The organism is Ruegeria sp. AH12 (assembly GCF_056541465.1).
The window spans coordinates 531784-552401 of record NZ_JBQFYL010000001.1; the positions used below are offsets into that span (position 1 = coordinate 531784).

Sequence of the window (20618 nt, forward strand, 5' to 3'; positions counted from 1 at the left end):
CATTCACGATGAAATGAGCGAAATTAAGCATAACACGCGACTTGCGGATGACGGATCATCATATGATCTGCACAAAACGGTTGTGCTTGTAGGGATGATGGGGGCCGGAAAGACAGCTGTGGGCCGGGCCTTGGCCGCGCGGCTGGGTGTTCCGTTCCTCGATAGTGATGCCGAAATCGAATCGGCGGCCAACATGACGATCCCCGAGATATTCGAACGCGATGGAGAGCCGTTCTTTCGTAAAAAGGAAACCCAGGTCATTGGTCGTTTGTTGGATGAGAAGCGGGGGATACTCTCCACCGGTGGCGGCGCGTTTATGTCTGCCGAGAATCGCGGCATGATCAGTGAACGCGGCGCAGCGGTTTGGCTGCGCGCGGATCTGACTGTGCTTTGGAACCGGGTGCGTCACAAGGATACGCGCCCCTTGTTGCACACCGCCGATCCATACGCCACGCTCAAGGCCCTGTACGACGAACGCGTTCCGATTTATGCCAAGGCCGATCTGATCGCGGACTCGGATGGCGAAACTTCGATCGACAATATGGTGGACCGCGTGGTCGAGGCCTTGCTGGCCCGCCCGGATGTTTTGGAACGAAAATAAATGCATCAAACCGTACATGTAGAGCTGGGCGAACGCGCATATGATGTCGAGATCGGCCCTGATCTGCTGGCGCAGTCGGGCGCACGGATCGCGCCTTTGCTGCATCGCCCAAAGGTTGCGGTTCTAACCGACGAAAACGTGGCCAAGCTGCATCTGGAGGCTTTGCGTGCAGGTCTGGCCGCTGCCGGGATTCAGATGTCTGCGCTTGCACTACCCGCAGGTGAGGCGACCAAAAGCTGGCCGCATTTTGAACGCGCCGTTGAATGGCTGCTGGCCGAAAAAGTCGAACGCCGCGATATTATCATCGCCTTAGGCGGCGGCGTGATCGGAGACCTCGCGGGCTTTGCTGCCGCCGTGCTGCGCCGTGGGGTTCGGTTTGTGCAAATCCCTACCTCTCTGCTGGCGCAGGTCGACAGTTCGGTGGGCGGAAAAACCGGGATCAACGCGCCGCAGGGCAAGAACCTGATTGGCGCGTTTCATCAGCCTTCGCTTGTCCTGGCCGACACATCGGTTCTGGGCACAATGACCCAGAGGGATTTCCTGTCTGGATATGGTGAGGTCGTCAAATACGGCCTGCTCGGCGATGCCGCGTTTTTTGACTGGCTTGAGGCCAACGGCCCAGATGTTTCGACCGGTGACATGGCCGCGCGAGTCAAGGCGGTCACACGCTCGGTGCAGATGAAGGCCGACATCGTCGCGCGGGATGAGACAGAGCAGGGTGACCGGGCGCTGCTGAACCTCGGCCATACCTTCTGCCATGCGCTGGAGGCTGCGACCGGCTATTCCGACCGCCTGCTGCATGGCGAAGGCGTTGCCATCGGCTGTGCGCTGGCGTTTGAGCTGTCATCCCGTCTCGGTCTGTGTTCGCAGGAAGACCCAAGCCGAGTTCGGGCACATCTAAAGGCCATGGGGATGAAAACCGACCTGTCCGATATCCCCGGAGAGCTTCCGGATGCCAAAGCGCTGGTCGACCTGATGGCGCAGGACAAAAAAGTGATCGACGGTCAACTGCGCTTTATCTTGGCGCATGGGATCGGTCAGGCTTTTGTCACCTCGGACGTACCGCGTGATGCGGTGATGTCGGTGTTACAGGATGCGTTGGCAGCGCGCTGAGCCGCTATTCAGCGTCCACCTATGATCATCAACTCGGCAATGTTCTCGCGCGTGATATAGCCGATCATATTCCCGGTTTGGCTCATCACCGCGACGGCAGGCGCGCCTTTGTGCAACTCGCCCAACACCGTTTCCAGCCCTGTGGTCAGCGCAACCTGCGGGATATCGGCCTCCATGATCGATGTTGCCGGGTCGGATCGCGGGTGATCCCCGGCCAGCGCTGCAAACAGCCGATCGCGTGTGACAAAGCCCAGCAGTGCTCCGTCAGATTCCAGCACCGGAAACTCATGCTGAGTTGTGTGGATCACGGCCTCGGCCGTTGTGTTTAAAGTGTCCTGAGGCGAAAGAGAGCGGAACGCGGTGATCATGGCGTCGCGTGCCAGAACGCGCCGTGCCACTGACCTAAGCGCCACGTCCTGATTTTCGGAATTGGCTGCGATGAACACAAAGACTGCGATCAGAACCAGAACGGGATTGCCTGAACTCAGCCCCCAAAACCCGAAGCCAACTGCGACGATCTGGCCGCTGACTGCGGCGATACGGGTGGCGCTACTGCGATCCATGCGTAGACAGAGCAGGGCGCGAAAGACACGCCCCCCGTCCATGGGAAAGGCCGGGATCATGTTGAATGCCGCTAATAGCAGATTGATGTAAGCCAGCCGCTGCAATAGCCCTGAACTGGTCGTATCCAGATCGGCGAAAGACCCAAGCGACATCCCTGCGCCAAGTAGAACCAGCACCAGCCAGATGACGATATTCACCGCTGGGCCTGCAAGGGCCACGAGGACTTCCTGCATCGGTTTTTCTGGCATCCGCTCCAGTCGCGCCAGACCGCCGATGGGCAACAGGGTGATGTCAGGGGTTTTGATGCCAAAGCGCCGGGCCATCAAGGCATGGCCGAACTCGTGCGCCACGACGCAGGCAAATAGGGCCAGCACAAACAGCAGATTGTCGATAGCTGCTGGCCAGCCGCCGCTGGAATAGGCCGCAAACCCCACCCAGGCGAGCAGAAGGAAGAAGGTGACATGGACCCTCAGTTCGGACCCGAGTAGTCGGCCGAGCGAAAAGGACCATGTCATGTGTTGTCTCCGTCTTGCTTAGAACGGAATCTCGTCGTCGTCGATTCCGCCGGATGCCGGGGCAGGGGCGCTGGATTGGCCGCCATAGGGATCGCCATAGCCGCCACCGGCCTGACCGCCGCCGCCATAACCGCCCGACTGGCCACCACCGCCACCTTCGCCACGGCTGTCCAGCAGGGTCAGTTCACCACGATAGGGGCGCAGAACAACTTCGGTCGAGTAACGATCCTGCCCAGACTGGTCCTGCCATTTGCGGGTTTCCAACTGACCTTCGATATAGACCTTGCTGCCCTTGCGCAGATACTGCTCGGCAATACGAGCCAGCGGTTCCGAGAAGATGGCCACCGAATGCCATTCCGTCCGTTCCCGACGCTCGCCAGTGTTACGGTCTTTCCAGTTCTCAGATGTGGCGATGCGCAGGTTGCACACTTTGCCACCGTTCTGAAACGACCGCACCTCGGGATCGCGGCCAAGATTGCCGACCAGAATGACCTTGTTGACTGAACCCGCCATGTATTTCCCCGTTCTGTATTACTTTGAATGCGCCGAATCTGACGCCGGATATCTTTGCGACCCTATATCGCCTGCGTCATGGTTAAAACATGATTGATCACACTATCGTTCGGCAAGAAATCTTGCGCCAGCCTTAACCAAGCTTTCATTTTTGACTGGAATACCTATACTCCGACTGATTTTTGAGCGAGCGGGATAAGCTTTGATGCGTTCTGTGTGTGTTGGTTTAACGGTTCTGGGCATTGTGCTGCTGTCGGGTGCTGCGCAGGCGGATACCTTGTCGACCAAAAGTCGAATGGATATTTTCCTGAAACAATCCAAAGTGTTGGATGGCCGCGCTGCCACGCAGTATCGCGGGTCTGAGCGTTTGAAACCAAAGACCCCGCAGGGTAGTTTCGCAAAACGCTATACCGGCAGCTATCGCGGCCAATATCTGACAATGGCGCGGCAAGCCGCCCGTCTTCATAGCATCCCTGAGGAGCTGTTCTTGCGTCTCGTGCAACAGGAAAGCGGCTGGAATCCGCATGCAAAGTCGCACAAAGGGGCGCTGGGTCTGGCGCAGCTGATGCCACAAACGGCTGAACTGCTGGGCGTGAATCCGCATGATCCCAAACAGAACCTTGAAGGCGGCGCGCGGTATTTGTCCTGGCAATATCGCAAGTTCAAATCCTGGCCCTTGGCTCTGGCCGCCTACAACGCTGGCCCCAAAGCGGTTGAAAAGCACGGCGGTATCCCGCCGTACAAGGAAACCCAGAACTATGTGAAAGTAATCTGGGGCGGTTAAGCCCTGATGCTGCGACGCAGAGCGCCCTATTCTTGATCTTTCACCGATGGTCCAACTAACCTGAAAGGGTATTGCCCACCAATTGGTGAGAACCTTCATGCCTGTTGATCATCCTCAGATTCCCAAGGAAACACTGGCCAACTGGCAACAGCTTGTGGATCTGGTTGCAGAGCTGGCGGATGTACCAGCAAGTCTGATCATGAAAACCGATGCGCCTGATCATGCGGTTCTGATCACATCGGATCATCCAGAAAACCCATATCCGGTTGGTATGAGTTTTCAGCTTAACCCGAAACTCTATTGTCACGGCGTTCTACAACGCGACGCAGAACTGGTGGTCAAGGATGCCGCCTGCGATCCGGTCTGGGCAGACAATGACGACCTTGAACACGGTATGACATTTTACATCGGCTTGCCGTTGAAATGGCCGGATGGATCGGTGTTCGGCACAATCTGTGTTTTGGACCGCAAGCAAAACAGGCGCGCGTTGTTGTTCCGCGAAGGTCTGACGCAGTTTGCGCGTATGGTCGAGTCGGATTTGGCCTTGTTGCAAGAGGTTTACCTGCGTCGCGCCTTGGAAGAAAAACTGAACGAGACGCTGGCGCAGCTCGAAACCCGCGTTTCGGATCGCACCCTCGAGTTGCAAGAAACGAACACAGCATTGCGTGTTTTGTTGTCCAGTTTGGATGATGACCGTAAAAGCCGAGATCACGAAATTGTCGATCAGGTGCGTAGCCGCGTATTGCCATATCTCGAAAAGGTTCGTGCTCAGCTATCAGGGGACGACGCACAGTATGTTTACCTTGAGTTGGCTGAGAAAAACCTGAACGAAATTACATCGTCACTCTCTGACGAACTCACGGACGCGTTCGCCGTGATGACTCCGACCGAGATTGAAATCGCACAGATGGTGATGTTTGGAAAAACAACCAAAGACATCGCCAAGGCGCTGTCGCGAGAAACGTCGACCATCGATTTTCACCGCAACAACATCCGTCGCAAACTGGGCCTTGAAGGGCGCGACAAGAACCTGCGCAGCCATCTGCTCTCGATTTCGTGATGTTCGAATATGGGGTTTGCCCCCATATTTCACCCTTAATTTTCCGGTCTGAGCCCATATGCTTTGACTTGTTACCCTCTGCCGAGAGGTGCGGACTAACTGCGCACAACCAACAGAGAGGTACATCAAAATGGATCGCAAAGATCTGAAACCCACACTCCTGAAAGGGGACAGGGATCATCTGGCACCGGGGTTGTCGCGCCGGTCTTTCTTTATGGCAGCGGGCGCAGCGGGTGTCGGCGCAACAGCTTCGGTTCTTGGCGCAAAACCAGCAGAGGCGCAATCGCAGGCCTGGCTACAGCCGGGTAACAACAATCATGTGATTGATCTTCAGGGGTCGACCGGCCAGGCCAGCACCGGGGCTGTAGGCATCGATTACTACGGTCATTGTGCAATCAAAATCACTTCACCCAATGGGGCAACTGCTTTGTTTGATCCGTGGCGCGATGATCCGTCTGGTGCCTGGGGACTTTGGTTCCGCAATGAATTCCCGCAAATCCCTGTCGACATCACGTTGTCGACCCATGCGCATTTTGACCATGATGCGATTGAGCGTCCAAGCTCGACCATGGTGTTGGATCGGATGGTGGGCAATTTCGAGTTTGCCGACGTCAAGATCACGGGCTTTGCCGATAAACACGCTTGCGTTGCACCTGGCTGGTATGACTGGACGAACGCGCTCGCCGAGTTTGGGGTGGAAGCTTGCCCGCCGAACAATGTGGGCCATATGGATATGGTGGTCTATCTGGTCGAAACCGGCGGCATCCGTACGCTGATCTGGGGCGACAATCGCCATAACCCGCCGCAGGAGTTCTGGGATGCCATCGGGCAGGTTGATGTTCTGACACTGCCGGTGGATGGTTCAGAACACATTCTCAGCTTTGATCAGGGAAACGACATCGTGTCTAAGCTCAAGCCCAAGGTCATCATCCCGACCCACTACCTGAACGAGGTCACGTCTTACACACTGACCACACTGCAATCCGCCGATGATTGGGTCAAAGGACAGCAGAGTTACCAGATGCTCGACAGCGCCAGCCTCCAGCTTGAAGCTGGTGAAATTGCCGGAATGAGTGAGGAGTTCATGCATTTCGGGAACAACGTCATGACCGGCTGAGCCGACCTCGGAAGACTTCTGCCGCTTACGCATACCGATGCGCGCCACCTGTCTCCCCACAAACCGCGGTGCGAACAGAAAGGGCCGGTCGATGACCGGCCGTTTCCAATTCTGGTCAGTGGCTTACTCTGCGGCGATTTTGATCACCGGCTCCATACGTGCCAGAATGTCCTCGGCCAGGTGGCATTTAACCTGATGACCTTCGGCCAGTGTTCTGACTGGTGGAACATCCGATTCACACCGTCCGTCCGGCACTTCGGATTTCCAGCGGCAGCGCGTCTGGAACGGGCAGCCCGGCGGTGGGTTCATGGCTGACGGTATATCCCCCTCCAGAACGATATGCGTTTTCTCGATGGATGTATCCGCAATCGGAACCGCGCTCAGCAGGGCTTCGGTATAGGGGTGATAGGGGGGGGAGAAGACCTGATCGGTTGTTCCCAGTTCGACCACGTGGCCGAGATACATCACCATCACCCGGTCGCTGAGATAGCGTACAATCGACAGGTCATGGCTGATGAACAGCAGTGTTGTCTTGTGCTCGCGCTGGATCTCCATCAGTAGATCGGTGACCGCCGCCTGTACCGACACATCCAGCGCCGAAACAGGCTCATCCGCCACCACAATCCGTGCATCGCCAGCAAAAGCTCGTGCGATGCCCACACGCTGTTTCTGGCCGCCCGACAATTGCCGGGGCATCCGATCCGCAAAGGCGCGGGGCAGTTTCACCAGATCCAGCAATTCCAGCATGCGCTTCTTGCGCTCAGCCTCGGAATTACCAACCCCGAAGATCTCAAGCGCGCGGATGATCTGGCGCCCCACGGTCATCGAGGGGTTAAGAGTGTCAAACGGGTTCTGGAACACCATCTGCACTTCACCCACCGTTTTCGCGTCGCGTTCTTCAATCGGCACATCTTCGATATTGCGATTGTCCAACAGGATTTGCCCGTCAGTTGCTGTTTCCAGCCCCATAAGAACCTTAGCAAAGGTAGACTTACCGCAACCGGATTCGCCCACGATGGCCAGCGTCTCGGATTCATGAGCCTCAAAACTCAGCGTCTCGTTGGCCTTGACCACCTTGGTCTCACCGCCTCCGAACAGAGCGTTGGCTGCCACCTCATAGTACTTCTTGAGGTTGTCCATCTTCAGAACGGTCCGGCCGATCTCGGCCTTTTCCTTCTGCTCGCCCACTGTGATCGGCGCGTTCCAGTCGATCTCTTTGAACTTCAGGCAGCGCGTGTGGTGTCGGTCATTTCCGGGCACCGCCTCCATCAGGATATTCTGCGCGTCACAGCGACCTTCTTCGAAATAGTCGCAGCGCGGCCCAAAATTACAGCCCGGTGGGCGTTCATGCGGCAAGGGGAAGTTCCCCGGAATGGCGACAAGTGGGCGCGCGTTCTTGTCCGCGCCGGGCAGGGGGATCGACCGGAACAGCGCCTGCGTATAGGGGTGCTGCATCTCGTCGAACACATCTTTGATCGAGCCACGCTCGACCGCTTCACCGGAATACATCACGCACAGCCGGTCGCAGGTCTCAAGCACCAGCCCAAGGTTGTGCGAAATAAACAGCATCGATGTGCCGTATTTCTTACCCAGATCCTTGACCAGTTCGACCACTGCGGCTTCGACTGTCACGTCCAGCGCAGTGGTTGGCTCATCCAGGATCAAAAGCGCCGGTTTTGACATCAGCGCCATGGCAATCACGATCCGCTGCTGCTGACCACCGGATAACTGATGCGGGAAGGAATTCAGCATCCGCTCGGGGTCGGGCAGGCGCACATCCGTGACCACCTCCAGCGCGCGGGAATAGGCCTCTTCCTGACTCACGCCTTCATGGATCATCGGCACTTCCATCAGCTGTTTGCCGATCTTCATGGCCGGGTTCAGGCTGGCCATCGGCTCCTGATAGATCATCGCGATCTCGTTGCCGCGGATATCGCGCAGTTCTTCGGTGGTCATCTCAGACAGATCACGCCCCTTGAACTTGATCGAGCCGCCAACAATGCGCCCGTTCTTGCCCAGATCCTGCATGACACCCAGCGCCACCGTGGACTTACCACAGCCGGATTCACCCACCAGCCCGACAGCCTCGCCCGGTTGTACAGAAACCGAGAAATCCATAACGGCGGGAATTTCCCTCAGCCGGGTGAAAAACGAAATCGAAAGCTTGTCGATCTCTAGGATGGGCCCATCATAGTCCGCCAATTTATTCATCTGTGTTTCTCCTCGCGAGAGTCCGGGGGATCCCCTTCATCTGGCTATAAATATCCCTGGGGGTCCGGGGGGCTGGCCCCCCGGCCACAGTCACATCAGTCCTTCAGACTTTCTTCGCGCAGACCATCTGCCAACAGGTTCAAACCCAGAACCAGTGACAGCAACGCCAACGCGGGCGGAAGGGCAGGGTGCAGATAGATCGACAGAAGCTTGCGCCCTTCATTGATCGTGGATCCCCAATCCGGGCTTTCGGGCGGCAAGCCCAACCCGAAGAAGCCCAAGGTCCCCAGAAGGATGGTTGTATAGCCAATCCGCAGACAAAAATCGACGATCAGCGGACCACGCGCGTTGGGCAGGATTTCCCACAGCATGATGTACCATGGACCTTCGCCACGGGTTTGCGCCGCCGCCACATAGTCGCGGGTCTTGATATCCAGCGCCAGGCCCCGAACGATCCGGAACACGGTGGGTGAGTTCACAAAGACCACCGAGACGAACACCACCAGAATGCCGCCCGGAATATCGAACAGGTCCAGATAGGTGGGCAGACCCCAGATGCGATAGCTATCCGTATTGATGATATAGCCGCCGGTCGAAATCAGCGACAGATACAACCACAAGGCCACACCCAGAACACCGATCAGAAGAGGTGTGCGAAAATTTGGACGCGTGTAGTAGCGCGAGTTCAACAATACTCCCAAGAAGATGATCGGGAAGATGAACAGGACAGCCGCCATATAGTTCGGCACTCCGGTTGCCACGATCTCGGGCGTCACCAGCAGGTAGAACAGCAGGATCACCGGGAAGGCAAGGATCAGGTTCGCCAGGAACGACAGCAGAGTATCCAACCGACCGCCATAATACCCGGCGGGCAGGCCTAAGGTGATGCCAACCATAAAGGCAAACATCGTTGCCAGCGGCGCGATCTGCACCACGATCCAGGCGCCTTTGACCATTCGGCTAAAGACGTCGCGGGCCAAATTGTCGCCACCCAGCAGGTACCAGGCGTACTGGCCGTCTTCGATATTGGACAATGGAGTGCCGGGCACCTTGTTTTTCATCCCCGAGACCTGTGCCAGTGGGTCATGGGTCACGATCATGTCGACCGCCCCGAATATCCCGGTAAAGACCCAGAACATGACAAGGCCGAAACCGATCATGCCAATGGGGCTGTCGAACAGCTTGCCATAAAGGCCCAGCTTCCGTTTGAAGGCGATCGACATGGCATAGAGCAGGATCAGCGAAAACCAGACAGGTAGAAATTGCTGAGACATGGCGCCGATGATGCCCGCGCCGGTGCCCAGCACAATGCCGAGCACGATATAAGCGACGGCAATCCCGACACTGGCCAGGAAACTGTAGCGCAACGACGCGCCGATGAGATTTCTCAAGCCCGAACTTGAGGTCAGCGTGCCATCCGGGTTCACGGTCATCTGATCCTCTGGCAGCACGATGCTGGCCAACATCCAGACCACGATTGACAAGATCATCAGCCCCAATGCCAGGGCCAATAGCGGGTTCAGGAAGGCGATAGAGCCGGTCCAGGTTAATGGTTCCATATCCTATCCCTCCTTAAGAAATGCGGATGCGCGGGTTAAGGTAGACATAGCCGATATCCGAGATCAGCTGCGTTATCAGGACCACAAAGACCGACACGACTGAGATCGCCAGCAACAGTTGGATGTCGTTATTGCCCGCCGCCTGAACCAGTGCCCAGCCAAAGCCCTTGTAGTTGAACAGGGTCTCGACGATCACCACGCCATTCAGCAGCCATGGGAACTGCAGCATGATGACGGTGAAGGGCGCGATCAGCGCGTTGCGCAGCGCGTGTTTCATGACAATGTTCGGGAAAGACACGCCTTTCAAACGCGCGGTGCGGATGTACTGCGCCGTCATCACCTCGGTCATCGAAGCGCGGGTCATTCGGGCGATATAGCCCATACCATAAAGCGCAATGGTCAGCACCGGCAGGAAGAAGTTCTCAAACGTCGGGTTCTCCATCGCTTGCGTGGCCGTGCCCTTGAACCATTTCAATCCAACAGCGGATGAGGTGAAGATGGCGATGAAGATCACGCCCGACACATATTCTGGTGTCGCTGTGGTGGTGATGGCAAAGGTCGAAAGTGTCCGGTCGGTGGCCGAGCCTTCTTTCATCCCGGCCAGGATACCCAGGATCAGCGCAGACGGGACCATCAGCAACATCACCCAAAACATCAGCCGTCCGGTCAGTGCCAGACGATTACCAACAACGGTTGAGACCTCTTCTTTAAAGACCGTCGAATATCCCCAATATCCTTGCAGGATACCGCAGAAATTGGGGGCCTCTTCCGCAGATTGACCGGGCAGGATGCATCGGCCTTGAACCGTGCCATCTTCATTCGTATGCCGGTACGAGGGCAGAACCCCCAGCCATTCGCCGTATTTGATCGGCGTGGATTGCAGATAGCCGCCTTTTTCCAGAAAACTCTCAACCTGCTCATCCGACATCCGGAAATTGCCCTGCGTTTTCGCAAGCTTTTCCAGGTTTGGATAGAGGTTCGTCAGAAAGAAGACCAAGAACGTCAGACACAATGCTGTCAAAAGCATGATGCCCACGCGTCTTAGGATAAATAGTCCCATGTTAGCCCCTGTTGGTAGGCTGGCGTGAATACCTTTTGGCTTCGCGCGTAGCTGTTTTATGGTCGCCGCAGTCAGGACGAAAAGGCCGCGCCAATGTGGCGCGGCCTCGTGTTTGGTATTGGCTCAGGACAGGATGCCGAACTTGTAGATCTGCGGCAGGTCCGCGATGTGCTTTTCGACACCCACCATGTTATCGCGGTGGTGGCGCATCGCCGTCCGCCAGTAAGGCTGAATAGTCACGCCTTCGTCGATCATGATCGCCTGCAGTTTGGCCATCACCTCGCGGCGCATATCGACATCAGCGATCGAGTTCGCTTCGGCCAGCAGCGTATCGAACTCCTCATTGGCAAAGCCTGATTCATTCCACGCAACGCCTGATTTATAGGCCAGCGCCAGAACCTGTGTACCCAACGGACGGTGGTTCCAGTTGGTCGACGAGAACGCGTATTTGGTCCAGTCGTTCCAGAAGGTCGATCCTGGAAGAACGGTGTGCTTTGCCTTGATGCCCGCATCATTCAGCTGAGCGACAACAGCAGCGGTGGTGTTCCGACGCCAGTCATCGTCGATGGATTGAACCTCGTGCTCGAAATCACCCATGCCCGCTTCGTCCATCAGTGCCTTTGCACCTGCCGGATCGTATGGAATACGGGTCACGGCCGAGTCATGCTCGGGGTGCATCGGGCCCACATGGCAGTTGTCGGCTGGGATGCCGTATCCGGACATACCCAGTTCCAGGCAAACCTCATTGTCCACGGCCATCGCAAGGGCCTGACGGACCCGTTTGTCGCCATAGATCTTGTTGCCATTCCCATCTTCGGCCAACTGGTTGGGGCGGATAACGATAGTAAAGCCCGACGGAATTTCCGAACGAACCAGGCCAATGCCATCAAAGATGTCGACAAACTCGCCAACCGATTCCCAGTTCATGTCGATCTCTTCGGCCTCATACGCGGCCAGGAAGGCGGCCGGGTCGGTGCCGTAGTCGATGAACTCGATCCGGTCGATATAGCCGCCCTTGCCGGCCTCGTAGCCCCACCACTCATGGCCCTCGTTGCGAACCAGAACGCCTTTCACGCCCACTTCGTGGCTTTCCGGCAGCATGAATCCGGTTCCGACCGGGTTGCTCAGCATGTCATTGGCGTCAAAGCTGCTGTGCACGATGGCGGCTGGATAGTCGGCCATGCCTGGAATGATGGTGATGTCCGGGGCGTTACATTTCAGCTTAACCGTATGGCTGTCGACAACGGTGATCGCGCCATCGGCTGCTTTCTGCGTGTCCGCATTTGCCAGCGAAGCCATCCGCGCGGCCATCGAGTTGCCTTCGACCGTTGCATCACACCATGCGGTGATGTTGCGCGCCACGTCTTCGGCTGTGAAGTCGTCGCCATTGTTCCACTTTACACCCTTACGCACGTTTAGCGTATATTCGGTTGCGTCATCATTGGCTTCCCAGCTTTCCAGAAGCATGGGTTTGAACGTACCGTCGTTGTTGTATTCGACTAGATATTCCAGCCAGCCTGCGGTGAAGGTGGCGATCTGTGTCCAGTCATATGTGCGCGGATCCTTGAGCGCGCGCACTTCCATCTGATAGCGAATGGTGCCGCCGCGCGGAGGTTCTTGAGCAGCCGCAGGTGTTTGTAGGCCGATCATGCCATAGGCTGTGGGTACGGCAACACCCAGCGCGGTTGCCCGCGCCATGAACTCGCGGCGGCTGAGTTTACCGTCGCGACATTCCTGAGCGTGCATCTCGGCCGCCCAGTGAACATTTGCTCCGGTAGTTGATTGATTTGCCATTAACTCTTCTCCCTGAGTTACAGTTTTTTTTGATGTGATGATTCAGATTACGCGGCGCATTTTGCGCCGTCAGGTAATTCTATGGGTCTCGTTTTTTGGATTCTGTCTCTCCCCATGGGCGTATTCGGCACCAGAAAAATGGCAGCGTCAATGTTCGAATTCGTCATCCAAGGTACAAAAACGACATCCTTTGCCCTTCAGAACGGGCTGTTTCCGGTAACGGCCAGAGTTGATTGTTTTGTTAATAATCGGATTCAAGTGGGCTCTGGATGCTGCTTATGTCGATTTAAGGTGACGTTTGGCCCAGCGGGCCAATATGGGAGACGCGTATTCGATCTGCGAGAAGGCGCGCGATAACCTCACTTCATATCACTTTGAGATATCTATGCGATTCCAGTTCTTCATTCGAGCCCGGAACCAAGTGCGCTGTCGTTTGGCGAATTGTCGGGTTGAGATGGTGGCGCGCTCGCGGGCTTGGTCCAAGGTCATCTGGCCCTCTAAAACCGACATCAACTCGGGCACGCCGATGGCCTTGAAGGCTGGCAACGCAGGATCGAAGCGCTCGCGCATGGCAGCAACTTCGTCCAAAGCGCCTTTTTCCAGCATCTGATCAAACCGGCGGGTGATGCGGTTCTGCAGCCAGGCTTTATCGACATCAAAGACCAGGGGGGTACAATCCTTGATCTGCAGGACCGGCGGCGGGGTGTCTGCCTGCCAGGAGTTCAGGCTGCGGCCGGTGGCACGCTGAACCTCCCACGCGCGCTGGACGCGCGCGCGGTTGTTGGTGTCGAGCCCGGCCAACGTAACCGTATCTACGCCATTGATCAGGTCTGACAGGGGCAGTTGATCCGCCTGTTGCCGAACTTCGAGCGGAGTGGCCGGGATTTCGGCCATGCCTTCGGTCAGGGCTGTAAAGTAAAGCCCGGTGCCGCCAACAATGATCGGTCGTTCATCGCCCGTCAGCAGCGGCACAACTTCACGCAACCAATGACCGGTGGAATAGCTTTGATCATAGGCGATGTGACCATAAAGCCTATGAGGCGCGCGTGCCTCGTCCTGAGCCGAGGGTCTGGCCGAGATGACCTGCCAACAATCATAGACCTGACTGGCATCCGCATTGACGATGACCCCCCCAAAGGTTTCCGCGATCTGCAAGGCAAGCTCGGATTTTCCCGATGCGGTTGGGCCTGCGATCAGAACGGGTTTGCCGTCTTCAATTGGGGGCAAATCGTTCCAAATCTGTGCTTGGGTGTGGTGTGCCATATTGGGGTTTCTTATTCCTGACCAACCGCATTGAACCTGCGGAGGTTTTGCTTCATTTTGCGCCGGAAAATAAACCCGTGCCAGCCCGGAGCGCAATATGAGCCTGTCCCCGTCCACCGACATCACAAAACCCAAGTATAATCGCGTCATGCTAAAGATCTCTGGTGAGGCGCTGATGGGGGATCAGGGATTCGGCCTGCACCCGCCAACCGTCCAGCGCATCGCGCAAGAGGTGAAGTCGGTTCATGATCTGGGTGTCGAGATTTGCATGGTGATCGGCGGCGGCAATATCTTCCGGGGCCTCAGCGGCTCAGCACAAGGAATGGAACGGACCACAGCCGACTACATGGGGATGCTGGCGACCGTGATGAACGCGCTGGGGATGCAGTCGGCGCTGGAGGAGATCGGGGTGTTCACCCGTGTGATCTCGGCCATTCGCATGGATGAGGTGTGCGAGCCCTATATCCGCCGTCGCGCCGTGCGACATCTGGAAAAGAAACGGGTTTGCATCTTTGCTGCCGGAACCGGCAATCCTTATTTCACCACCGACACCGCTGCGACCCTGCGCGCCAATGAGATGGCCTGTCAGGCGATATTCATGGGTAAGAACGGGGTCGATGGTGTATACGACAAAGACCCCAAAGAGCACGCGGATGCCGTGCGCTATGACACGGTCAGCTATGATGACGTTCTGGCGAAACGCTTGCGGGTCATGGATGCCTCGGCCATTGCGTTGGCGCGGGACAATAACCTGCCATTGATCGTGTTTGGGCTTGATGAGCCCGGCGGGTTCCGGGGCATTCTGGCGGGTGAGGGGACCTATACCAAGGTTCAGGGCTGACACCGCGCAACCGATCGAAAGCACATAGGGGAGGGACCGGTCATGGCACCGTTGGATATTGATTTCGTGCGGGCGCAATTCCCGGCCTTTTCCGAACCCGGTTTGCTGGGCAAGGCTTTCTTTGAGAACGCGGGCGGGTCGTACACCTGCAAGCCCGTGATCGACCGGCTGAACCGGTTCTACACCCAGCGCAAGGTTCAACCCTATGCGCCGTTTGAGGTCAGTCAACTCGCGGGCGCTGAGATGGACGAGGCGCGCGCCCGGATTGCCGCCATTCTGGGGGTTGAGACAGATGAGCTGAGCTTTGGCCCGTCGACCACGCAAAACACCTATGTTCTGGCGCAGGCCTTCCGGCAGTGGCTGAAGCCAGGCGAGGCGATTGTCGTCACCAATCAGGATCACGAGGCAAATTCCGGCCCCTGGCGGCGGCTTGCGGATGCCGGTGTCGAGGTGCGGGAATGGCAGATCGATCCTGACACCGGCGCGCTGGATCCGCAGGACCTTGAAAACCTTCTGGATGAGAAGGTGCGCCTTGTCTGTTTTCCGCATTGTTCCAACGTGGTGGGTGAGATCAATCCGGTGACGGAAATCACCGCGATTGCTCATGCAGCCGGGGCATTTGTGTGCGTGGATGGCGTGTCTTATGCACCGCACGGGTTGCCGAATGTCGGCGATCTGGGGCCGGATATCTACCTGTTTTCCGCATATAAAACCTATGGTCCGCATCAGGGCTGTATGGTCATCCGGCGCGGGCTGGGCGAGCTACTGCCAAACCAAGCGCACTACTTCAACGGGGATTTCCTGTACAAGCGGTTCACCCCCGCTGGGCCCGACCACGCGCAAATTGCGGCCAGCGCCGGGATTGCCGATTACATCGAACGGCTTTGCCTGCATCACGGCGGGCCAAAGCAGGGGGCGGCAGAGCAGGGCGCTTTCGTCCACGATCTGATGCGCGCCCATGAAGAGGCGTTGCTGCAACCGGTCTTGGATGCTATGAAAACCAGCAATACCGTGCGTTTGATCGGCCCCTCGGATGCAACGCGCCGTGCACCGACGGTTGCACTTGCGTTAGGACGGCCAGCAGAGCCTGTTGCTGCGGAGCTGGCAAAATATGGTTTAATGGCTGGCGGAAGCGATTTTTACGCGGTGCGCCCGTTACAGGCGATGGGTGTCGATCCGGCTATGGGTGTCCTAAGGGTCAGCTTCACGCATTACACTTCACAACAGGAAATTGATCAATTGCTGGAGGCGCTTGACCGCGTTTTGTGATCCACTTTCAGCCCTGTTTCGTAGTGCGAAGAAAACAACAGGCTGGCTATGTCGACACAGCACTCTCCGATCATCATCTGGTTTCGCAGGGATCTGCGACTGTCCGATCATCCGGCGCTGTCCGCTGCTGCGCGGTCAGGCCGACCGGTTGTGCCGGTCTTCATCCTCGACCCTTTGACCGAGGGTTTGGGCGCTGCCCCCAAATGGCGTTTGGGTCTGGGGCTGGATGCCTTTTCCAAAAGCTTAGAACAGATTGGCAGCCGTCTGATCCTTCGGCGCGGGGATGCGTTGGCGCAGTTGCGCGCAGTTATTGCCGAGACAGGTGCGTCCGAGATTTACTGGTCGCGCGCTTACGATCCCGAGTCGATTGCACGCGATACCAACATAAAGACGAAGCTCACCGAGGATGGCGTACATGCGAAATCCTTCGCGGGTCATCTGTTGTTTGAACCATGGACCGTCGCCACTAAAACCGGGCAACCGTTTCGGGTGTTCACTCCGATGTGGCGCGCGGTGCAGGGGAGAGACGTGCCAGAGCCTGATGCGGCCGTCACGCGCCTGACCGCACCGTTGCACTGGCCTCAGAGCGACACCCTGGCTGACTGGAATTTAGCGGGATCCATGGACCGGGGTGCGCTGATCGTGCGCCCCTATGTCCAGCCCGGCGAAAGCGCCGCGTTCGATCATTTGGACGGGTTTCTTGACCGTGTCGCGCGCTATTCTGATGACCGGGATCGGCTGGATATCGATGGGACCTCAAACCTGTCAGAATACCTTTCGCTGGGTGAGATCGGGCCACGGAGCGCATGGCACAGGGTGCAGCGCGCGGCAATGCTGGGAGTTTCGGGCACTGGTAGCTTTTTGCGACAACTGGTGTGGCGCGAGTTCGCTTATCATCTGATGTACCACACGCCACATCTGCTCACTGGAAACTGGCGGCCTGAATGGGATGCATTTCCGTGGAACACAGACGCGGACCACCCCGAGGTGACAGCGTGGAAGCAGGCAAGAACCGGAATTCCGGTGGTCGATGCAGGCCTGCGAGAGATGTATGTGACCGGCCGAATGCACAACCGCGCCCGGATGATTGTTGCAAGCTATTTGACCAAGCATTTGATGACCCATTGGAAGATTGGCATGCGCTGGTTCGAGGATTGCCTGATTGATTGGGACCCGGCCTGCAACGCGATGGGCTGGCAATGGGTGGCCGGATCGGGCCCGGACGCGGCGCCGTTCTTCCGTATCTTCAATCCGCTAACCCAGCAGGAAAAGTTTGATCCGCAAGGCAAATATCTGGATCGCTGGATCGCCGAAGACCGTTCGAACCCGACGCCTACGGCCCTGTCATATTTCGATGCGGTTCCCCGGTCCTGGGGGCTGGATTTAGGGCAATCCTATCCGCTGCCTATTGTTGAACTGGCCGCAGGCCGCGCCCGCGCTCTGTCTGCGTATGACAGCCGAAAAAACCAGTAAGGAACTGAAAACTTGCAAGAAACAAAAACCCGTCCTAGCCTGCATCAAACACCGCAGAGGGGAGAGCGGATGACCCTGACATCGACCGAGGGGCAGAAAGACCTGCCCAGATATTTCGCTCAAGTTTTCAAAATGCTCGGCAGGATGGAGGCCGGGCGATTGGACATTACGCTGCCCGATCGTCGCGTGTTTCGGACGGAAGGTTCTCAGCCAGGTCCTATCGCTGCGGTTGAGATTCACGATCCCGATGTGTTTGCGCGATTGATCCGCGAAGGCGAACTTGGATTCTCGGACGCGTATCTGGAAGGGCATTGGAGCACGCCGGACCTGCGTTCTTTTATGGACTTGGTGCATCTGGGCTCGGAAACGGTTTACGACGGGTTTACGGGTAAATTCCTTGTTCAAGCCTATGAACGTCTGCGGTTCTGGTTGCATCGGAACAACCGGGCTCAGGCCAAAAAAAACATCTCGTATCACTACGATCTGGGCAATGATTTCTATGGGCTGTGGCTCGATGATACGATGACCTATTCCAGCGCCTTGTTCGAGACCGGGCAGGAGAGTCTGGAAAAGGCACAGACCGCCAAATATGCAAGCCTGATTGACGAGATGGGCGTGAAACCCGGTGATCATGTGCTTGAGATCGGATGCGGGTGGGGCGGTTTTGCCGAATATGCCGCGAAAGAGCGTGGCCTTCGGGTCACCGGCCTGACCATTAGTCAAGAGCAGTTGAAGTTTGCGCAGCAACGTATGGAAAAGGCTGGGCTTTCCGATATGGTTGATCTGAAGCTGCAAGACTATCGAGATGAAACCGGGCAATATGACGGTATCGCCTCGATCGAGATGTTCGAAGCGGTGGGGCAGAAATACTGGCCTGTCTATTTCGATACGGTGCGCGAGCGGTTGAAACCCGGGGCGCAGGCGACGCTACAGATTATCACAGTTGGCGATCACCGGTGGGATTACTACAAGAATGGCGTTGATTTCATTCAGAAATATATCTTCCCCGGCGGTATGCTGCCATCGCCCACGGTTTTACGTCAACAAATCGATCTGGCGGGGCTGAACCTAGTACGCTCGAAAGAGTTCGGCAAAAGCTATGACCTGACTTTGCGCCGCTGGTATGACACCTTCAACGCCAAATGGGATCAGATCGCTGAAATGGGGTTTGATGAGCGTTTCCGCCGCATGTGGAATTATTATTTGACCGCATGTGGCGCCGCCTTTGACACGGGCAATTGCGATGTGACACAGATCACCATAGCAAAGCCCAGTTAAGGAACGGAATACGCAATGCCCACAGCCGCACGTCTTGTTGCCGCCCTTTGCCTAGCGGTGGTGGCCTTTCTGGTGTCGACCATGATCATCGAGAATGGCGAAGAGGGCAAAGACTATGGCTATTTCACCCTTGTGAACATTGCGCTGGCCGTTGCCTGTGGGTGGAAGATCATGGGCAAGCGCGCCGGGCGTGGATGGACAGCGGGGATCAACAATGGTCTGACCGGAGTGGCCTCGCTGGTGTTTTGGGCGCTGTTCGTGCAGGGCTGTTACGAGATGTTCCGCCTGGCCATGCGCAACCGGTATGATGGCCCGTTCGAGGCTGTAAAGGCGATCTTCGTGATCGGAGTGGATTATGGAAAGCTTCTGCTGGTGCCTGAAATCCTGATCACCTTGGCCGTCGGATCCGTCTTGTCTGGGCTTGCAACCGAAATCGCCAGCCGCCGCTGGCGCTAACCCGTCACTCCAAATAGAAAGCCTCTCCGTGTCAGATTTGTTCTTTTACGGCACCCTTCGCTATGTCCCGCTGCTGGAGCGTGTCCTGGGCCGTTCCGCAGAGGATTTGCGCATCACACCAGCAACCCTTGTAGATCACGCGGTTCACGCGGTGCAGGGGCAGGATTTCCCGATGATCCAGCCGAAACCCGGCACACAGGCCAATGGTTTGCTGGTGCGCGGCCTTAGCGAGGTCGATCTGGCGCGGCTTGGGTTCTACGAAGGCGGTTTCGACTATGACCTGCAGACGCTGAATGTAGAATTGCCGGATGGCGTTCAGGCTGAGGCTCAGGTGTTCTTCCCAGCCCCCGGCGCCTGGGTTCCCTCAGGTCTGTGGTCATTGGAAGCATGGGCCGAAAGACTGGGGCCCGTCACGGCCCTCGCCGCCGAGGAAGAGATGGCCTATTTCGGCAGGGTCGACGCAAAGCAGATGACCCGTAGCATGCCCGCCATCCAGACCCGTGCCTGGGCCAAGCTGTTCGCTCGACAGCGGCGCACTGGTGATCCGCGTGACATCACAAAGGACGTGGTGGTCCACAGCCACCGCCGCGCCTATGTCGACTATTTCGGGATGGAGGAGATCCGGCTTCAACATCGCCAGCATGACGGATCGATGGGGCCGGTTCTGAACCGCAACAGCCTGTTGCAGGGCAGTGCGGTGGTCGTTCTGCCTTATGACCCTGTGCGTGACGCGGTTCTGCTGGTCGAACAGTTTCGGACACCGATTTTCCTGATCGAAGACCCAGAACCCTGGATGTGGGAGCCTGTCGCGGGCATGATCGATCCGGGTGAAACACCGGAACAGGCTGCATATCGCGAAGCGCTGGAGGAGGCCGGCGTCACCTTTGACACTTTGGAGTTTGCAGGCGGGGCTTATTCGTCCAGCGGATCCTCGACCGAGTACCTGTATCTTTATGTCGGAATAGGGGAGTTGACCCAAACCACGGATACGGGCGGTTTGGCTAGCGAAGGTGAAGATATCCGCACCAGGATCGTGCCTTATTCCGAATTCATTAACCTTGTAGACAGCCATGCGTTCAAGGATTTGCCGCTTCTGTCCTTAGCCCATTGGCTGGCCCGCCACCGGGACCGGCTGCGCGGGTGACTA

18 protein-coding genes are annotated in these 20618 nt (G+C 57.2%); 11 read left to right on the top strand and 7 right to left on the bottom strand.

The window, feature by feature from the left end; translation table 11 throughout:
* The first annotated feature begins 13 nt into the window (after window positions 1-13).
* Both ACR0EL_RS02685 and aroB read left to right on the top strand, forming a co-directional pair.
* Window positions 14-601 carry a shikimate kinase gene (locus ACR0EL_RS02685; RefSeq protein ID WP_480497985.1) on the top strand — a complete coding sequence of 196 codons (588 nt, stop codon included), beginning with the start codon at window positions 14-16 and terminating at the stop codon, window positions 599-601.
* Window positions 602-1714: a 3-dehydroquinate synthase gene (aroB, locus tag ACR0EL_RS02690; RefSeq protein ID WP_480497987.1), complete on the top strand. Its 1113-nt coding sequence runs from the start codon at window positions 602-604 to the stop codon at window positions 1712-1714.
* Window positions 1715-1722: 8 nt separating this feature from the next.
* Here the strand turns inward: aroB and ACR0EL_RS02695 are convergent, their stop codons facing one another.
* Window positions 1723-2793 carry a site-2 protease family protein gene (locus ACR0EL_RS02695; protein WP_480497989.1) on the bottom strand — a complete coding sequence of 357 codons (1071 nt, stop codon included), beginning with the start codon at window positions 2791-2793 and terminating at the stop codon, window positions 1723-1725.
* 18 nt (window positions 2794-2811) lie between these two features.
* Window positions 2812-3306 (bottom strand): single-stranded DNA-binding protein, encoded by a 495-nt coding sequence (ssb, locus tag ACR0EL_RS02700; protein WP_480497991.1) that lies wholly within the window; start codon window positions 3304-3306, stop codon window positions 2812-2814.
* Window positions 3307-3511: 205 nt separating this feature from the next.
* Here ssb and ACR0EL_RS02705 point away from each other — a divergent pair, with 205 nt between their 5' ends.
* The 3 genes from ACR0EL_RS02705 (at window position 3512) to ACR0EL_RS02715 (ending at window position 6267) form a co-directional block, all read left to right on the top strand.
* The gene (locus ACR0EL_RS02705) at window positions 3512-4090 is read left to right on the top strand and encodes a lytic transglycosylase domain-containing protein (RefSeq protein ID WP_170530148.1); all 579 of its coding nucleotides are present in this window, start codon (window positions 3512-3514) and stop codon (window positions 4088-4090) included.
* A 97-nt stretch (window positions 4091-4187) separates the two neighbouring features.
* Complete coding sequence (locus ACR0EL_RS02710) at window positions 4188-5150, top strand: LuxR C-terminal-related transcriptional regulator (protein ID WP_480497994.1); 963 nt, start codon at window positions 4188-4190, stop codon at window positions 5148-5150.
* A gap of 130 nt (window positions 5151-5280) precedes the next feature.
* A complete protein-coding gene (locus ACR0EL_RS02715; RefSeq protein WP_480497996.1) occupies window positions 5281-6267 on the top strand; it encodes an MBL fold metallo-hydrolase in 987 nt (328 codons plus the stop codon).
* A 123-nt stretch (window positions 6268-6390) separates the two neighbouring features.
* Here ACR0EL_RS02715 and ACR0EL_RS02720 read toward each other — a convergent pair whose 3' ends face one another.
* From ACR0EL_RS02720 to miaA, 5 genes are all read right to left on the bottom strand, one after another.
* Window positions 6391-8478: an ABC transporter ATP-binding protein gene (locus ACR0EL_RS02720; protein ID WP_170530142.1), complete on the bottom strand. Its 2088-nt coding sequence runs from the start codon at window positions 8476-8478 to the stop codon at window positions 6391-6393.
* Between the two features lie 95 nt (window positions 8479-8573).
* Window positions 8574-10037: an ABC transporter permease gene (locus ACR0EL_RS02725; RefSeq protein WP_480497999.1), complete on the bottom strand. Its 1464-nt coding sequence runs from the start codon at window positions 10035-10037 to the stop codon at window positions 8574-8576.
* A gap of 13 nt (window positions 10038-10050) precedes the next feature.
* The gene (locus ACR0EL_RS02730; protein WP_353007157.1) at window positions 10051-11097 is read right to left on the bottom strand and encodes an ABC transporter permease; all 1047 of its coding nucleotides are present in this window, start codon (window positions 11095-11097) and stop codon (window positions 10051-10053) included.
* Between the two features lie 123 nt (window positions 11098-11220).
* Window positions 11221-12891 (bottom strand): ABC transporter substrate-binding protein, encoded by a 1671-nt coding sequence (locus tag ACR0EL_RS02735; protein ID WP_480498000.1) that lies wholly within the window; start codon window positions 12889-12891, stop codon window positions 11221-11223.
* A gap of 369 nt (window positions 12892-13260) precedes the next feature.
* Window positions 13261-14154, bottom strand: a complete 894-nt coding sequence (gene miaA / locus ACR0EL_RS02740; RefSeq protein ID WP_480498002.1) for a tRNA (adenosine(37)-N6)-dimethylallyltransferase MiaA — start codon at window positions 14152-14154, stop codon at window positions 13261-13263.
* Between the two features lie 97 nt (window positions 14155-14251).
* On the opposite strand from miaA, the gene pyrH reads away from it, so the two are divergent.
* The 6 genes from pyrH to ACR0EL_RS02770 all read left to right on the top strand — a co-directional run bounded on the left by pyrH (window position 14252) and on the right by ACR0EL_RS02770 (window position 20615).
* Window positions 14252-14995: a UMP kinase gene (gene pyrH, locus ACR0EL_RS02745; protein ID WP_480498004.1), complete on the top strand. Its 744-nt coding sequence runs from the start codon at window positions 14252-14254 to the stop codon at window positions 14993-14995.
* A gap of 42 nt (window positions 14996-15037) precedes the next feature.
* A complete protein-coding gene (locus ACR0EL_RS02750; protein ID WP_480498006.1) occupies window positions 15038-16264 on the top strand; it encodes an aminotransferase class V-fold PLP-dependent enzyme in 1227 nt (408 codons plus the stop codon).
* Between the two features lie 48 nt (window positions 16265-16312).
* A complete protein-coding gene (locus ACR0EL_RS02755) occupies window positions 16313-17737 on the top strand; it encodes a cryptochrome/photolyase family protein (RefSeq protein WP_480498008.1) in 1425 nt (474 codons plus the stop codon).
* Window positions 17738-17806: 69 nt separating this feature from the next.
* Window positions 17807-19015: a class I SAM-dependent methyltransferase gene (locus tag ACR0EL_RS02760; RefSeq protein WP_480498010.1), complete on the top strand. Its 1209-nt coding sequence runs from the start codon at window positions 17807-17809 to the stop codon at window positions 19013-19015.
* 15 nt (window positions 19016-19030) lie between these two features.
* On the top strand, window positions 19031-19471 hold the full coding sequence (locus ACR0EL_RS02765) for a TrgA family protein (protein WP_480498011.1): 441 nt from the start codon (window positions 19031-19033) through the stop codon (window positions 19469-19471).
* 28 nt (window positions 19472-19499) lie between these two features.
* Window positions 19500-20615: an NUDIX domain-containing protein gene (locus ACR0EL_RS02770; protein ID WP_480498013.1), complete on the top strand. Its 1116-nt coding sequence runs from the start codon at window positions 19500-19502 to the stop codon at window positions 20613-20615.
* Window positions 20616-20618 lie beyond the last annotated feature (3 nt).

Excerpts from the sequence above, each read along its gene's own strand:
- ACR0EL_RS02685 (WP_480497985.1), top strand. The coding sequence starts at position 14 with ATGAGCGAAATTAAGCATAACACGCGACTTGCGGATGACGGATCATCA.
- aroB (WP_480497987.1), top strand. The coding sequence starts at position 602 with ATGCATCAAACCGTACATGTAGAGCTGGGCGAACGCGCATATGATGTC.
- ACR0EL_RS02695 (WP_480497989.1), bottom strand. The coding sequence starts at position 2,793 with ATGACATGGTCCTTTTCGCTCGGCCGACTACTCGGGTCCGAACTGAGG.
- ssb (WP_480497991.1), bottom strand. The coding sequence starts at position 3,306 with ATGGCGGGTTCAGTCAACAAGGTCATTCTGGTCGGCAATCTTGGCCGC.
- ACR0EL_RS02705 (WP_170530148.1), top strand. The coding sequence starts at position 3,512 with ATGCGTTCTGTGTGTGTTGGTTTAACGGTTCTGGGCATTGTGCTGCTG.
- ACR0EL_RS02710 (WP_480497994.1), top strand. The coding sequence starts at position 4,188 with ATGCCTGTTGATCATCCTCAGATTCCCAAGGAAACACTGGCCAACTGG.
- ACR0EL_RS02715 (WP_480497996.1), top strand. The coding sequence starts at position 5,281 with ATGGATCGCAAAGATCTGAAACCCACACTCCTGAAAGGGGACAGGGAT.
- ACR0EL_RS02720 (WP_170530142.1), bottom strand. The coding sequence starts at position 8,478 with ATGAATAAATTGGCGGACTATGATGGGCCCATCCTAGAGATCGACAAG.
- ACR0EL_RS02725 (WP_480497999.1), bottom strand. The coding sequence starts at position 10,037 with ATGGAACCATTAACCTGGACCGGCTCTATCGCCTTCCTGAACCCGCTA.
- ACR0EL_RS02730 (WP_353007157.1), bottom strand. The coding sequence starts at position 11,097 with ATGGGACTATTTATCCTAAGACGCGTGGGCATCATGCTTTTGACAGCA.
- ACR0EL_RS02735 (WP_480498000.1), bottom strand. The coding sequence starts at position 12,891 with ATGGCAAATCAATCAACTACCGGAGCAAATGTTCACTGGGCGGCCGAG.
- miaA (WP_480498002.1), bottom strand. The coding sequence starts at position 14,154 with ATGGCACACCACACCCAAGCACAGATTTGGAACGATTTGCCCCCAATT.
- pyrH (WP_480498004.1), top strand. The coding sequence starts at position 14,252 with ATGAGCCTGTCCCCGTCCACCGACATCACAAAACCCAAGTATAATCGC.
- ACR0EL_RS02750 (WP_480498006.1), top strand. The coding sequence starts at position 15,038 with ATGGCACCGTTGGATATTGATTTCGTGCGGGCGCAATTCCCGGCCTTT.
- ACR0EL_RS02755 (WP_480498008.1), top strand. The coding sequence starts at position 16,313 with ATGTCGACACAGCACTCTCCGATCATCATCTGGTTTCGCAGGGATCTG.
- ACR0EL_RS02760 (WP_480498010.1), top strand. The coding sequence starts at position 17,807 with ATGACCCTGACATCGACCGAGGGGCAGAAAGACCTGCCCAGATATTTC.
- ACR0EL_RS02765 (WP_480498011.1), top strand. The coding sequence starts at position 19,031 with ATGCCCACAGCCGCACGTCTTGTTGCCGCCCTTTGCCTAGCGGTGGTG.